The 13208-nt window shown below is 66.5% G+C and carries 15 protein-coding genes; 5 read left to right on the forward strand and 10 right to left on the reverse strand.

From position 1 onward, the window contains the following. The 6 genes from AAFN88_RS00575 to AAFN88_RS00600 form a co-directional block, all read right to left on the reverse strand. Positions 1-960 carry a TraB/GumN family protein gene (locus AAFN88_RS00575; protein WP_347517553.1) on the reverse strand — a complete coding sequence of 320 codons (960 nt, stop codon included), beginning with the start codon at positions 958-960 and terminating at the stop codon, positions 1-3. A gap of 9 nt (positions 961-969) precedes the next feature. Beyond that, positions 970-1938 (reverse strand): TraB/GumN family protein, encoded by a 969-nt coding sequence (locus tag AAFN88_RS00580; RefSeq protein WP_347517554.1) that lies wholly within the window; start codon positions 1936-1938, stop codon positions 970-972. Between the two features lie 124 nt (positions 1939-2062). After that, the gene (locus AAFN88_RS00585; protein WP_347517555.1) at positions 2063-2995 is read right to left on the reverse strand and encodes a TraB/GumN family protein; all 933 of its coding nucleotides are present in this window, start codon (positions 2993-2995) and stop codon (positions 2063-2065) included. Positions 2996-3149: 154 nt separating this feature from the next. Then, positions 3150-4064 (reverse strand): TraB/GumN family protein, encoded by a 915-nt coding sequence (locus AAFN88_RS00590; RefSeq protein ID WP_347517556.1) that lies wholly within the window; start codon positions 4062-4064, stop codon positions 3150-3152. A gap of 52 nt (positions 4065-4116) precedes the next feature. Beyond that, entirely contained in the window at positions 4117-4968 is an 852-nt protein-coding gene (locus AAFN88_RS00595; RefSeq protein WP_347517557.1) for an ABC transporter permease, read from the reverse strand. Beyond that, the gene (locus AAFN88_RS00600; protein ID WP_347517558.1) at positions 4965-5780 is read right to left on the reverse strand and encodes an ABC transporter permease; all 816 of its coding nucleotides are present in this window, start codon (positions 5778-5780) and stop codon (positions 4965-4967) included. The genes AAFN88_RS00595 and AAFN88_RS00600 overlap by 4 nt, the downstream gene beginning before the upstream one ends. 53 nt (positions 5781-5833) lie before the next feature. Here AAFN88_RS00600 and AAFN88_RS00605 point away from each other — a divergent pair, with 53 nt between their 5' ends. Further along, a complete protein-coding gene (locus tag AAFN88_RS00605) occupies positions 5834-6451 on the forward strand; it encodes a regulatory protein RecX (protein ID WP_347517559.1) in 618 nt (205 codons plus the stop codon). Between the two features lie 238 nt (positions 6452-6689). Here the strand turns inward: AAFN88_RS00605 and AAFN88_RS00610 are convergent, their stop codons facing one another. Then, positions 6690-7088 (reverse strand): GFA family protein, encoded by a 399-nt coding sequence (locus AAFN88_RS00610; protein WP_347517560.1) that lies wholly within the window; start codon positions 7086-7088, stop codon positions 6690-6692. Positions 7089-7371: 283 nt separating this feature from the next. Here AAFN88_RS00610 and AAFN88_RS00615 point away from each other — a divergent pair, with 283 nt between their 5' ends. Continuing rightward, positions 7372-7869, forward strand: coding sequence for a tetratricopeptide repeat protein (locus tag AAFN88_RS00615; protein WP_347517561.1), 498 nt, complete (start codon positions 7372-7374; stop codon positions 7867-7869). Between the two features lie 90 nt (positions 7870-7959). Here the strand turns inward: AAFN88_RS00615 and AAFN88_RS00620 are convergent, their stop codons facing one another. Next, positions 7960-9648 carry an adenylate/guanylate cyclase domain-containing protein gene (locus AAFN88_RS00620; RefSeq protein WP_347517562.1) on the reverse strand — a complete coding sequence of 563 codons (1689 nt, stop codon included), beginning with the start codon at positions 9646-9648 and terminating at the stop codon, positions 7960-7962. A gap of 221 nt (positions 9649-9869) precedes the next feature. Here AAFN88_RS00620 and AAFN88_RS00625 point away from each other — a divergent pair, with 221 nt between their 5' ends. Next, positions 9870-10088 (forward strand): DUF1289 domain-containing protein, encoded by a 219-nt coding sequence (locus AAFN88_RS00625; protein WP_347517563.1) that lies wholly within the window; start codon positions 9870-9872, stop codon positions 10086-10088. Positions 10089-10122: 34 nt separating this feature from the next. Here the strand turns inward: AAFN88_RS00625 and AAFN88_RS00630 are convergent, their stop codons facing one another. Both AAFN88_RS00630 and AAFN88_RS00635 read right to left on the reverse strand, forming a co-directional pair. Then, entirely contained in the window at positions 10123-10506 is a 384-nt protein-coding gene (locus AAFN88_RS00630; RefSeq protein WP_347517564.1) for a hypothetical protein, read from the reverse strand. Between the two features lie 126 nt (positions 10507-10632). After that, positions 10633-10881: a hypothetical protein gene (locus AAFN88_RS00635; RefSeq protein ID WP_347517565.1), complete on the reverse strand. Its 249-nt coding sequence runs from the start codon at positions 10879-10881 to the stop codon at positions 10633-10635. Positions 10882-11312: 431 nt separating this feature from the next. Here AAFN88_RS00635 and AAFN88_RS00640 point away from each other — a divergent pair, with 431 nt between their 5' ends. Then, positions 11313-12878, forward strand: a complete 1566-nt coding sequence (locus AAFN88_RS00640; protein WP_347517566.1) for an ATP-binding protein — start codon at positions 11313-11315, stop codon at positions 12876-12878. Positions 12879-12964: 86 nt separating this feature from the next. Continuing rightward, complete coding sequence (locus AAFN88_RS00645) at positions 12965-13198, forward strand: hypothetical protein (protein WP_347517567.1); 234 nt, start codon at positions 12965-12967, stop codon at positions 13196-13198. The last annotated feature ends 10 nt before the right edge of the window (positions 13199-13208 follow it).

Genomic DNA, 13208 nt, shown 5'->3' on the forward strand with positions numbered 1-13208 from the left:
TCAATGCAGCTTGGTTACCTTGTAGCCGCGCTCCTCGAAGAGCCGCAGCACGCCTTCCTCGCCGGGCAGGTGGCCGGCCCCCACCGCGACGAAGGTCGAGTCCTCGCGCATGTGGGGCAAGGCGCGTTCGACGAAGATGTGATTGCGGTTGGTCAGGATGCGGAAATCCAGCATCTCGGCGACTTCCGGCGGATAGCGGCTCATGCGCTCCTCACTGAGCGCCATCAGCAGTCCCAGGTTGCCGTCGACGTAGGCCTGCACGATCGGGGCTCCCTGCCGCTCCTGATGGTAGTGGTCGACGAGGGCGGTCAGCATGGCGACCTGCTGGTCCATCGGAATGGTGTCGTATTTGACGAAGCCTTCCTCGACGCTCTCCAGGCCGACCACCGTCTTGCCTTCGTCACGCGCCCGTTTTTGCAGCCAGCCGTCGAGGACCACCTCGCCCGACTTGGAGTCGTCGTCGTTGCGGTAGAAGGTGCCCCGCGCGCCCCCGAAGATGTCCCACATCACCCAGGGCTTGAGCTCGTTATTCGGTTTCCAGTAGCCCAGCCCCTTGATGATATTGGTCAGGTCACCGTAAACCCGGGCGCCGACCAGGCTCCTGAGAGTGGTCCCTTCGGAGAGCCTGTAGCGCTCACGGTCGATACGGTTTTCCTCTTTCTTGGCCGGATCGTAGTCGTATTCGAAAGCGGCAATCGGCGAGTCGACGAAGGCCCGCTCTGCGGCAAGAGGGATATCGAGCACCTTGGAGTCGGCGATATGAAAGGTCCCGAAGACGTAGCTCGGCTTGATGTCTTCGCCTTCGATCTTCCAGATGCGCCCCTGATCGTAGGGCATATCCAGCGGTTCGGGCAGCGGCAGCGGCTCGGGCGTCGCACAGGTTGCAAGCAAGAGCAGGAGCGGCGGCATCGCCAAGGGCCGCGGCAGGCAGCATCGCAGTTGGCGAAAAACGTTCTTCATATCTGATCCTCAGTGCAATCGTGTGACCCTGTATCCCTCTTGCTCCAGCAGGAAGAGGACGCCTTCTTCGCCGGCCAGATGGGCGGCCCCCACGGCAACGAAGGTGCTCGCCTCCGCCATCAGGGGCGCCATGCGCTCCACCATGATGCGGTTGCGGTCGTCGATCAGGCGGAGGTCGATCGTCTCGGCCGTGTCGGGCGGCAGCCAGCTCAGGTACTCGCGCCACAACGCCTCGAACATGGCGAGGTCGCCGTTCAGGTAGAGCTCGACCTTAGGCACCCAGGGCGCGTGATCGGAGTACCGATCGAGGGCCAGCTTCAAAAGATCCGCCTGCTGATCCAGAGGGATCTTGTCGTAGATGTCTATCTGCTCTTCGATCGTCTCCAGGCCGACCACCTTCTTGCCGGATTTCGCCGCCCGATCCTCGAGCCAGTCGTCCAAGACCATGCCGTGGCCACTGGGCTCCAGGCGGCCGTAGTCGACGAAACCGAAGGCCTCACCGCCCATATACTCCCAGAACACCCAGGGCTTGATGTTGTTCTTGGGGACGAGCATGCGCTGCTTCATGTGCCAGCGCAGGATCCCGAAGCTGCGCGAGCCGATGAGCTCCTCCAGCGTCTCGTCGCCGGTCAGCTCCATGCGTTCGTCATAGAGCGTCTCCACGGCCACAACGGTATCGTCGATCAGTTCGAAGGCCGCCGTATCGGCCGCGGCGAAGGCGGTCTCGACCGCCGGGGGGAGATCCATGACCCGCTTGTCGTCGACATGCATGGTCCCGAAGACGTAGCTCGGGGCCAGGCCCTCGCGCTCCACCTTCCAGAGACGACCCTGGCCATGAGGGATGTCCGGGCGTTCCGGGAGGGGATAGGGCTGACGCGGGGTGCAGGAGGCCAGCACCAGCAGCGCCAGGGTAGCCGCCGCCACGGCGCCGCGGCGCCGCAAAAGCGCAAGAAACTCCCCCGGAACCTGCCTACCCATGGGCCCCCACCCCTTCACATCAGCTCTCCCAGGCCGCCAGAATTGCATCCTGGGCGCGTGTTGTGAAGCTTGACAATTCAACCGGAAGAAAAAAACTTCGCCGGGCGGGGCGCCGGCGGAGAGGCTAATGGACCCGGGTGACGCGGTAGCCGCGCCGCTCCAGCAGGCTGAGGATGCCCTCCTCGCCGGGCATGTGCAGGGCGCCGACCGCGACGAAGGCGCGGCCACGTTCCAGCAGCGGGATCATGCGCTCGACCATGGCCCGGTTGCGCTGGTCCAGGAAGGCTTCCTTGAACCGGCGCGCACTGGCGTCGCGCTCTGCCTCTTCCTGGAACTCGCGGTAGGTCCGGCGCATATCGCCGACCAAGTAGTCCTGTAGCAACTGTTCGTACTGGCCCGGCTCGGCATCCAGGCGGTCGAGTTGCTCGCGCATGACCTCGGCGAAGTCGCGCTCGGGAATCAGATCGAAGACCCCCATATGCTCCTCCAGGGTCTCCAGCCCCTCGACCCGCATGCCCAGGTCATAGGCCCACTGGATGAGGTAGAAGTCGAGCGCGAGGTCGCCGTCGAGCTGGCGCCGGTACTCCTCCGGCGGCATGGAGAAGATGTAGATCAGCATGAAGGGGTGCAACTGCCCCACCACCTTCGCCGGCAGGCCGTACTTGGCGGCCCGCGCCACGACGCGGGCATAGGTCTTCTTGTCGAGTTGGCCGGCCAGGTCGCAGCGGCAAGCACGCGTCTGGCCGGTGCCGGCGAGCACGGCCTCGCGTTCCTCGGGCGTGAAGCGCAGCTCGAAGGCGGCCTGCTCGGAGCGCTGGAAGACCTCCTGAATCGGCTGCGGCAGATTGCGCACCCGCCGGTCGCTGACATGCATGGTGCCGATGATGTGGCTGGGCGGCGCAGTACCGCGCTCGACACGCCACATGCGGCCCTCGCCGTGCTTGATCGGGTGGGGGTCCGAGGCCGCGGCCAGCCCGGCCCAGGCCGCCAGCAGCAGGGCGGCAAAGGGGAGGCTGCAGCGGCGCAGCAGCGCGGTCATACCTCGGGATGCAGTCATGGGCGGCCTCGCCTGGCAGCTTCGACAGTGCGACCGGCCCCGTCTCGCAGGGGTATCTTAGGCAAGATCAATCTCCGGTTGCGAAAGAGCCTGGGCGGAAAACCTTAAAAATCCGGCAAAGCGGGGATTTGTCTCAAAGCATCTGCAGGCGGCGTCAATAGAGCCGGGTCACCCGGTAGCCGCGCCGCTGCAGCAGGCTGAGGATGCCCGCCTCGCCCGGCAGGTGCAGCGCGCCCACGGCCACGAAGGCCCGGCCCTGCTCCAGCAGCGGGACCATGCGCTCGGCCATGGTGCGGTTGCGGTCGTCGATCATGCGCTCGGCCAGACGCCGGGTGGCCTCGACGTCATCGACACCGGAATAGTCATTGGCCACCGCCATGAGGGTGGCCGTGTCGCCCTTCAGATAGGCGCGGAACATGGTGTTGAACTGGGCCACGATGTGCTCGTGGTCGTCCAGCAGGTCGGCGACCATGGCGACCTGCTCGGCCTCGCCCAAACTGTCGAAGATCTCGATCTGCTCGGCATAGCTCTCCAGGCCCTGCAGGGCCTTGCCGCGGCGCCGGGCCTCGTCTTGCAGCCAGAAATCGAAGGCCGGCTCGCCCTGGGCCTGGCGGATCACCTCGATGCGCGGGCGCGCCAGGAAGAGGCCGAGCGCCCAGGGCTTCATGCGCTGCAGGCCCTCGGGCGTGACGCCGAAGTCGGCCACCGCCGCCGCCGCGCGTTCGAAAAGCTCGGCCCCGACGATGTCCTGCAGGTTCCGCCCCGGCGCCAGTTGCATGGCTTGGCCCATCTCCGCCGCGCCGTCCTGACCGGCGACGATCTCGAAGACGGCGACGCGCGACTGCTCCAGGGCCTCGTCGATCTGTCTGGGCAACTCGCGCAGGCGCGGATCGGTCGAGTGCATAGTGCCGAGCAGGTAGCTCGCCGGGGCACCGTCCTTTTCCAACTGCCACAGCAGGCCCTCGCTGAAGGGAATGTTCTCGGCGGCGGCCGGCGTGAGCCACAATACGGCGGCGGCCAGCACCGCCAGCGGCGCCGCGAAAATCTTGCCCTGCAGTGATCTCAGCATCGCGTGACAGGTCCCAATCTGCGCTGTCCGCCGGCCCTGGGGCGCTACGCCGTCAGGGCCGGATCTTGTAGCCCGCCGCGAAGAGCCGCCACGCCACCAGCGCCAAACCCAGGTTCAGCGCGGCGAGCAGGCCGGCGCCCAGCGCCAGCGAGGTTTCCGCCTGGCCGATGAAACCGGCCCGGAAGCCGTCGACGGCGTAGAATACGGGGTTGAAGTAGATCCAGTCCCGAAACGCCTCCGGCAGCCGCTCCACCGAGAAGAAGGTTCCCGAAAGGAGACCCAGCGGCACGATGAGGAAACCCTCCACCGCGCCGTAGTGGTCCCAGCGCTCGGCCCAGAGTCCCGCAATGGTGCCCATGAGCGCGAAGAGCAGCGCCGCCAAGACGGCAAATCCGAGAACAAAAATTGCATCGAAGTATGAATAATCCGCGAAGACCGCGGTCCCCAGCGCCACCAGCCCGCCGGAGATCAGCCCGCAGGTGGCCGCCGAGAGCACGAAGCCGGACATGACCTCCAGCGCGCTCAAGGGCGCCATCTGCACGTCGGCGATGGTGCCCTCCATCTTGTCCAACACGATCATGGCCGCGGAATTCTGAAAGGCGGTGTAGGCCACGGCGTAAAGCGCCACGCCCGGCGCGATGAACTCCTTCAGGCCGACCCCCGGCAGCATCTCGCCGAGGCCGCGCTGGCCGACCACGAAGACCAGCAGGAACAGCATGCTGGAAACCAGCGGGCCGGCCAGGGTCTCCAGCCCGAAGCGCAGGAAGCGGGCGAGGCCGTAGCCGTAGTAGACCGTCCAGAGGCCGCGCCAGTTGAAGCGCCGGAAGGCCAGGGGGCGCCAGGCGCGGAAGGCCAGCCCCGCCGCGGCGCCTCCCGCCCTGGGGCTGCCCCCGGCCTCCGTCATGGCTTCAGCCGGTAGCCGGTGGCGAACATCCTGTAGGTCACCACCCAGAGGAAGAGGTTGACCCCGACCATGACCGCGATCCCCAGCGTCAGGTTGCCGTCGGCGTGGCCGATGAAGCCGTAGCGGAAGCCGTCGATCATGTAGAAGAAGGGATTGAAGTGGGCAACGACCTGCCAGGCCTCGGGCAGCCGCTCGATGGAATAGAATGTGCCGGAAAGGAAGGAAAAGGGCGTGATGACGAAATTGGTCACCGCGGCGATGTGATCGAATTTCTCCGACCAGATGCCGCCGATCATCCCGAGCAGCGACAGCATCAGCGAGGCCATGATGCTGTGAAAGAGGATGAAGAGCACATTGTGGATCGAAACGGGGACGAAGAGCCACATGCCCAGGCCGACGGCCAGGCCGACCATCAGGCCGCGGGTGACGCCGCCGGCGGCCATGCCCAGGGTCAGCTCGGCCGGCGAGAGGGGCGGCATCAGGACGTCGACGATGTTGCCCTGCACCTTGGCGATGACCAGCGAGGAGGAGGTGTTGGCGAAGGCGTTCTGCACCATGGCCATCATGATGAGGCCGGGCGCCAGGAAGGCCGCGAAGGGCACGCCGCCGACGACGCGTCCGCCGCCGCCCAGCGCCAGGGTGAAGATCGCCAGAAACAAGAGCGTCGTCACCATCGGCGCCAGCAGGGTCTGCGTAAAGACGTTGAGGAAGCGGCGCACTTCCTTCATGTAGAGGGTCCAGAGGCCGCGCCAGTTGACGCGCCCCATTTGCCTGACGCGGGTGCCGCCGAGCGAGAGGGTCTGATGTTCCATAGCGCTTCACATAATCCCCGCCGCCGCCGGACGCAAGGCGCGAAGCCGCGCGCATGAGCCGCGACGGCGCCGATGCGGGAGAGCGCAAAGCCCGGAAATCGGCGGGAAAGCGCCGCCAGCCGCTGAAGGCCACGCCCGAGGGCCTGGAGCGTTCGGCGCTCTACTACCTGGAGCGCTACGACAGCTCCAGCGGCCACCTGCGCCGCCTGCTGCGGCGGAAGATCCTGCTCTCCGCCAGGGTGCACGGCACCGACCCGGAAGAAGGCGCCGCGGCGGTGGAGCGGCTGATCGCGCGGCTGACCGGGCTGGGCCTGCTGGACGACGCCCGCTACGCCCGCGAACGGGTGCGCGGCCTGCTGGCGCGCGGCACCTCCGCGGCCATGATCCGCGCCAAGCTGCGCGGCAAGAGCCTGCCTGCGGCATTGATCGAGGCGGCCCTGGAGTCCGAAGACTGCGCCGGTGAGGGCCGCGAGCTGCGCGCCGCCCTGCGCTACGCCAAGCGCCGCCGCCTGGGCCCCTTCCGCGTGGAAAAGCGCCCCGGCGAGCGGGCCGAGCGGCGCGACCGCGACCTGGCCGCCCTGGGCCGCCAGGGCTTCGACTACGAAACCGCCCGGCGGGTGGTCGACAGCGAGGATCCGGCCGCCCTGGAGGCGGAGTTGGACGCCGGCTGACGCGGGTCCCACGCGGGTTCCACGCGGGCTCCACGCGGATTTCCCTCCGCCGGCTGCATCCGCCGGCCCCGAGGCTGCGTAGGTATCAGAAAGCCGCCTCCCCGGAAGGGCCCGCATCCTTAGAATCGCGGCGCCTTCGAATCGCCGGGAAAACGACAACCATCGTCGCCGGACTGCGCATGAGCTGGGAAGATCGGGAACGACGCTGTCATCGAGGCCTTGAAGCTTGGCCAAGACGTCACGAAGCGACGGGATGCCCTTCAAACTGCTCCGCGTCGTCGCAGATTTCGTACCACGACGGTTTTTCGGAGACAAACTCGTGGAACTGATTTTTCAGGTTGAGCCCGTCGTCGAGCGCATTTGCCGCAATGGGAAATCTATCTTCCTGCGAAAGGATCTCTCCGAGCGACGTGCCGCAGGTTCTGCAGAAACAACGGCCGTACTTGTAGGGAGGAACGGGTTCGAAAAGCTGCACGTTCTCGCGGCCTTGAATCCACTTCAGGTCCTTTTTCTCAACGAACACGATGGAGCTTGTACCGACTTTGCGGCATCTCGTGCAGTGACACGTCCCCATCATGAATGGTTCAGCGAGCAGTTCGAACTTGACCGCCCCACAGCAGCAGCTTCCGCGAATCATACCGCGTTTTCCTTGGCGTAGATTGAACCCGTGAATGAGAACAATACGGGAACATTTTGCAATGGGCAATGCGAAAACGAACTCAAACCCGGCTGTCTCGGCATTGGTCCCAAGCGGGCGCTCCTGTGGCGGTTTCCTCAAAGCGGCGATGCGGCCCTTACCGCGAGAAGAGACCCATCACCTCTATTTCATTTCATGCGGCGTGCCCTTAGGACGCATAGTGGCGCGGACGCCGTTGCAACCGCTTGATGCGACCCGATCGTTCTGAACGGAAGAGGAAGCGATGAACCGGATTCTGAAACTGATCACCCCCTTCGCCCTCACCCTGGCGCTTACGGGTGCCCTGCCCGGTATCCTGGCCGGCGGCGGCGCCTATGCCATGGGCGGCGACAGCGGCAGCGCCGACAAGCCGGCGGACCCGACCTACGCCGCCGCCAAGCAACTCGTCGAGAACGGCAAGTACTCGGAGGCCATCCCGCTCTTAGAAGAAGTGGTCGCCAAGGATGACAAGAACGCCGATGCCTTCAACTACCTCGGCTACAGCAACAGGCAGCTCGGCAACAACGACGCGGCCCTGGCCCACTATCAGAAGGCCCTGGCCCTCGAGCCGCGCCACCGCGGCGCCAACGAGTATCTGGGCGAGCTCTACCTGATTCTCGGCGACCTGGAAAAGGCGGAAGAACGCCTCGACGTGCTGGACGGCGCCTGCTTTTTCGGCTGCGAGGAATACACCGAGCTGAAGAACGCCATCGCCGAATACAAGGCCAAGGCCGGCAGCTAACGCCGCGCCTCCCCTCGCCCCTCGCCCCTTTCCCCTCGCCCCTTTTCCTTGGTGGGAGAGGGGCATCGCTTCGGCCTTGCGGCGGCCTGTCTACTCCGCCGCGCGGGGCGTCGCCGGCGCGGCCGCCGGCAGGTCGAGGGCGCTCTTCAAGACATGGATGTCCAGCGGCTGACTGCGGCCGCGCACGTCGATCTGCTGGTGCGGGAAGTCCGCCAGATCGATGCCGGCATGGGCGGCCAGCGGCGCCGAGACGATGAGCTGGGCCTCGTAGTCCTTGGTCAGCGCTTCCAGCCTGCTGGCCGTGTTCACCGCGTCCCCGATGGCGGTGAGCGAGGTTGCCGGACCATAGCCCATCTCGCCGACGATCACCGCGCCGCTGTGCAGGCCGATGCCGATGCGCAGAGGCTCCGGCAGGTCGGCGGCCAGACTACGGTTCAGTTCCTCCAGATGTTCGGCCATGCGCCGCGCCGCCTCCAGGGCATTGCGGCTGCCCGCTTCTACGCCCTGCTCGATCCCGAACAGCGCCATGACGCCGTCGCCGATGAACTTATCGATGCGTCCGCCGGCTTCCTCCACCGCCGTGCCCATGGCGGTGAAATAGCGGTTGAGCACGAAGACCACGTCGTAGGGCAGGCGGTCTTCCGACAGCGCGGTAAAACCGCGCAGGTCGGCGAAGAGAATGGCGATATCGCGCTCGTCGCCCTGCAGGTAGCCGGCGCGCGGCTGGGCCAGGGCCGGGCCGCCGGTGGCCGGCAACAGCGGCGTGATCTCGCAGTCCGCGAAGACCCCGGTCTGGCAGGCCAGACGCACGTTGGGCGCGGCGCCGACGCGGGCCAGCACCCGGCGTTCCTCCGGCCCCGGCGCCGGCAGGCTGGCGCCGCCGCGGCCGACGCGCACCCGGCAGGTGGAACAGCGCCCGCGCCCGCCGCAGACCGAGGCGTGAGGCACCCGCGCGCTGCGGCTCGCCTCCAGGATGGTGACGCCCTTGCGCACGCTGACGCTGCGCCCGCCGGGATAGCTGAGCCGGACCATGCCTTGGCGATGCTGCCACAGGCGCCACAGTCCGCGGGCGGCCAGAGTGAGGGCCAGCAAGACGAAGAAGCCGATCACCACAGCGTCGCGCAGCGCCAGCACGTCGGCGCGTTCTGCCGCCGAGGGAGCATTGCTCAGCACCAGAAGCTGGGCGATGTAGTCCGGATTCTCGGCGGCGCGGCGCAGCACCTCGCGGCCGGCCGCCAGATAGCCGGCCAGCGCCAGCGCCGGCAGCAGGACCGCCGAGGCGAGGCCATAGGGGGCGAAACGCGGGTACCAGCCCTTGAGGCGCAGCCAGAGGTGCAGGCCGATGCAGCCGTGGGTCCAGACCACCAGCACCAGCAAGGTCTGCTGCAGGGCGTCGCGCGGATTGAAGCCCCATTGCACCGCGACGATGTAGAGATAGCTGTCGTCGACGCCGTAGATCTCGTGCACCAGCCGGGTGCCGAGAATGTGCAATGCGGCCAGGGGAATGATCAGCACGCCGAAGAGGTAGCGCAGGGCGTCGAGCGGCGGCATGACCAGGCGGTCGCGCTTGAAGATCGCGTAGTAGGCCAGGCTGAGGTGGACCAGCAGCGCCGTGTAGAGCAGCACAGTGGGCAGCAGGCCGCGCCAGAAGGCGACGAAGACCTCCCGCCCTGCCTCCAGCACAGGAAAGGACACGGCCCCCAGCGCCATGTTCAAGAGGTGCGTCAGGACATAGAAGAAAAGGGTAAGGCCGCTGATCAGCCGCAGGCGCCGGACCATGCTGGTTCCTCTACTGTCATTGCGTCGGCTGCGAGCGGCGGGGCAACCGGAGTAGGTCCCAGATCATAAGCGGGTGCTGCGGGCTTGAAAACGGGCCTCTGAGCCTGCTATTGGCCCTGCGGTTGGCCGGGGGCGCGCCTTTCCCCCGGACTTGCGCCTGTTGGAGGCAAAAGCCGGCGGGAGCCGGCGGATCACTTTTGCGTAAGGAGGGGCCGCGCCCCGTGACCGACAGCGACGATTCCAGGCCCCGGCGGCGACCGCGCCCGCAGCGCGTCTTCGACACTTCGGTGCCCTCGCCCTGCATCTCGGTGTGCCAGGTGGACCCCCGGACGGACCGCTGCATCGGCTGCTTGCGCCATGTCGACGAGATCCGCAACTGGCCGATCCTCACGGCCGAGCAGAAGCGCGCCATCCTGGCCGAACTGCCGCTGCGCAAATAGCGCCGCCGGCGGCTTTACGCTGTCAAAGGGAGGCTCAGGCGTGCAGCGGAGCGCCGAGATTCTGGGCATCGGCGCGCTGCGCGAAGAGCGCGCGCATGATCTTTTCCTGAACCCGCAGATCCAGGTCGGTGAAGACTCCAGCCAGTTCCCGGCGCTCGCGGTCGACCCAGACGACCACCGCCCGGCAGTCGAAGGCCAGGGCCGCGCCCTCGACGTTCAGCTCGACGGTTAGCGCGATCTTGTCGCCGGGGTAGTGCTCGGCACCGTAGGCGCCGGCCGAAAAGCCGCGGCGCGACCAGTCTTTCAGGGGATAAGCTTCGCCGTCGATGAAAACATGGCCATCGACCTCGGTGCCGCGCGGTTCGAGGCGGCGATCGGAACAAGGGGATGAAAAACGCCTGAACAATGAAGAAAACATGCCTCAAGAATGCCCCAGTGCCCTGAAGCATTCGTTAACGATTGTGCGAAGACGGGACAAATTCAATTCGCGCGCAGGGCCTCACCCTGGCGCTGCGCCCTTGCGCAGCGGTGATCGCCGGCGGCACTAGAACGTCCGGCGCAGCCTCACGTCCAAGGGGCGGAACCTGCCGCGGTCCATCAGGGAAGAACAGGCAAGCGTGACCCGGCGGGAAGGGTCGAGGATGTCGCGCAGGCAGACATGACGCACGGCCCGGGAGTCGGTGAAAAAACACTCCACCTCCCACTGCCGAGCCGCCTTGCGCATCTCCTGGAAGCGCTGGCCGACACGCAGACCGCTTGGCGTGATCCACTGCGATGCACTGCGTTGCGGCATCTCCATTCCTTGCAGCCTTTCCGCCCTCTTGTCCCGTTTCCGAGCCTGCCTTCTTCCAAGAGCAGGGGAACGCTTCGTTCGAGTATCGCAGCGCCCCGGCGCCGATCAACGATTCCACCTGTGGCATCTCGTGTGAAAATTGGGACTAGAAAGCTCCAAGAAAATTAGGAACTAAGGCCCATTCTGAGATTCGGCGAAGGATCCGGCAGTGACGGTCATCGGGGATCCCCTCGCGGCCAGCACCAAAGCGAACTGATATTACAGGGAAAATTTCGACCGTCCTGGCGCACAGCACCCTTCAGCAGCGGCTCAGCGGACGACCGGACCCCGGCAAGGGCGACAACACACAATAGTCACCCGGTCTAGATCTTTTACCAGGCATTAATCAATTGGGCGTAACCCAGAAGTTAAGCTTGGTTAGGATCCGGTAAATGGACAGACCGACGCTCTACCTCCTGATGTCGGACGGCAACGAAGAGGCCGTCCGTTTGCAGGCCGCCCTGGCCGGGCCGCCGCACGGGGGCGCCGCTGCCGCGCGCCGGGGCGCCGCCGCCGTGACCAAGGAAGAGATCGTCTGGGCGGGCAATCTGCTTGACGCCGCCACGGCCCTGCGCGGGGACGGCATCGCCGCGGTGCTGATGGAAGCCGGCTTCAGCGGTTGCCGCCCGGTCGACATGCTCAAGTTGATCTCCGGCAGCGCGCCGGCCGCGCCCCTGATCATGCTGGCCGACAACGACCATCTGCCCGCCGCCATGAATGCCGTGCGCCAGGGGGCTTACGACTACATCCTGAAGTCCGACCTCGCGGACCCCGTCTTCCGCCACCGTCTGAAGTTCCGCGTCGAGCGCTTCGCCCGGAGCTGTCAGATTCAAAAGCGCCTGCGCGAGGCCCAGGGAAAGGGAAGCCGCTTCGAGGCCCTGGTGCAGGACAGTTGCGACGCCATGCTGGTGCTCGACCAGGATGGCCATGTCGCCTTCGCCAATCCCGCCGCCGCGCGCCTGTTCAACTGCGATCCGGTCAGCCTGCTGGGCCGCCATCCGGGCATCCCGATCGACAGAGGCAATACGATGGAGATCGTCATCGGCCGCAGCCGCGCCAGCGACACGGTGGTCGACCTGCGCATTACCCGGACCATCTGGAACGGGCAGCCGGCCGTGCTGGCGACCTTGCGCGATATCTCCTTGCGCAAACGCACCGAGCGGGCGCTGCTGATGGCCAAGCAGCAGGCGGAGCTGGCCAGCGAGACGAAATCGAGGTTCCTGGCCAAGATGAGTCATGAGTTGCGCACGCCACTCAACTCCATCATCGGCTTTACCGAGATGATGCAGCAAGGCGCCTTCGGCAGGATCGAGAACCCGCGCTACGAAGACTACCTGGCGACCATCCGCAACTCGGGCCGCCACCTGCTGTCCCTGATCAACAACCTGCTCGACCTCTCCAAGATCGAGGCCGGCCGCGAGGAACTGGACGAGCAGACCGTCGACATCCACAGCCTGCTGAAGGCAGCCCTCCGCGCCGAGGAACCCACGGCCCAGGCGCACGGACTGCGGCTCGCCTGCGACATCGGGCATTCGGCACGGCTGCTGCGCGCCGATCCGGTGAAGCTCGACCAGATCGTTCTCAACCTGCTGTCCAACGCCATCAAGTTCACGCCGGATGGCGGGCAGGTCACACTCAGCGCCGAGGTGACGGAAAGCGGCGACTACAAGATCACCGTCTCCGATACAGGCTGCGGGATGGACGAGGACCAGATCCCCGAGGCCATGGGGCTGTTCAGCCAGATCCGCAGCCCCTATGTGCGCTCGCGCGACCGCGGCACCGGCCTGGGCCTGCCGATTACGCGCAACCTGGTGGAACTGCACGGCGGCCGCCTGACCATCGCCAGCCGCCGGGGCTTCGGCACCCGCGTGAGCGCGATTCTGCCGGCGGAACGGGTGCTGGAAAGCCCGCTGCTCGCCCGCGCCTCCAGCCCGCCGCAGCACAGCAGGCGCCACTAGATCGGATTTACGGGGCCGGTGGATCGCCTTTGGCGATTCCAGCCGACCCCGATCTGCTCTAGAACCGCAGCGGCCCGGCGGCGGCATTGGCGCCCATCACCGAGGACAAGCTGGGCAGGCTGGCCGGCTGCACCGGCGACCCACGCCTTGCGGCGGCGCTGCTGGTCGACGGCGGCAGCGGCGCCGCCCTCAATCTCCGGATCGACTACGACGAAAATCCGGTGGCCGCCCTGGCGGCGCTGCACGAGCGTTCCAAGGACGCCGTCTACCGTGATTTCCTGAAACGCCTGCCCGACGAGCAGGACCCCAGCCGCTACTGACGTGCCTTGC

Source organism: Pelagibius sp. CAU 1746, assembly GCF_039839785.1.
Taxonomy (GTDB): Bacteria; Pseudomonadota; Alphaproteobacteria; order Kiloniellales; family Kiloniellaceae; genus Pelagibius.

Excerpts from the sequence above, each read along its gene's own strand:
- AAFN88_RS00610 (WP_347517560.1), bottom strand. The coding sequence starts at position 7,088 with ATGATTCGCGGAAGCTGCTGCTGTGGGGCGGTCAAGTTCGAACTGCTC.
- AAFN88_RS00585 (WP_347517555.1), bottom strand. The coding sequence starts at position 2,995 with ATGACTGCATCCCGAGGTATGACCGCGCTGCTGCGCCGCTGCAGCCTC.
- AAFN88_RS00635 (WP_347517565.1), bottom strand. The coding sequence starts at position 10,881 with ATGCCGCAACGCAGTGCATCGCAGTGGATCACGCCAAGCGGTCTGCGT.
- AAFN88_RS00640 (WP_347517566.1), top strand. The coding sequence starts at position 11,313 with ATGGACAGACCGACGCTCTACCTCCTGATGTCGGACGGCAACGAAGAG.
- AAFN88_RS00615 (WP_347517561.1), top strand. The coding sequence starts at position 7,372 with ATGAACCGGATTCTGAAACTGATCACCCCCTTCGCCCTCACCCTGGCG.
- AAFN88_RS00575 (WP_347517553.1), bottom strand. The coding sequence starts at position 960 with ATGAAGAACGTTTTTCGCCAACTGCGATGCTGCCTGCCGCGGCCCTTG.
- AAFN88_RS00620 (WP_347517562.1), bottom strand. The coding sequence starts at position 9,648 with ATGGTCCGGCGCCTGCGGCTGATCAGCGGCCTTACCCTTTTCTTCTAT.
- AAFN88_RS00630 (WP_347517564.1), bottom strand. The coding sequence starts at position 10,506 with ATGTTTTCTTCATTGTTCAGGCGTTTTTCATCCCCTTGTTCCGATCGC.
- AAFN88_RS00595 (WP_347517557.1), bottom strand. The coding sequence starts at position 4,968 with ATGACGGAGGCCGGGGGCAGCCCCAGGGCGGGAGGCGCCGCGGCGGGG.
- AAFN88_RS00590 (WP_347517556.1), bottom strand. The coding sequence starts at position 4,064 with ATGCTGAGATCACTGCAGGGCAAGATTTTCGCGGCGCCGCTGGCGGTG.
- AAFN88_RS00605 (WP_347517559.1), top strand. The coding sequence starts at position 5,834 with ATGAGCCGCGACGGCGCCGATGCGGGAGAGCGCAAAGCCCGGAAATCG.
- AAFN88_RS00600 (WP_347517558.1), bottom strand. The coding sequence starts at position 5,780 with ATGGAACATCAGACCCTCTCGCTCGGCGGCACCCGCGTCAGGCAAATG.
- AAFN88_RS00580 (WP_347517554.1), bottom strand. The coding sequence starts at position 1,938 with ATGGGTAGGCAGGTTCCGGGGGAGTTTCTTGCGCTTTTGCGGCGCCGC.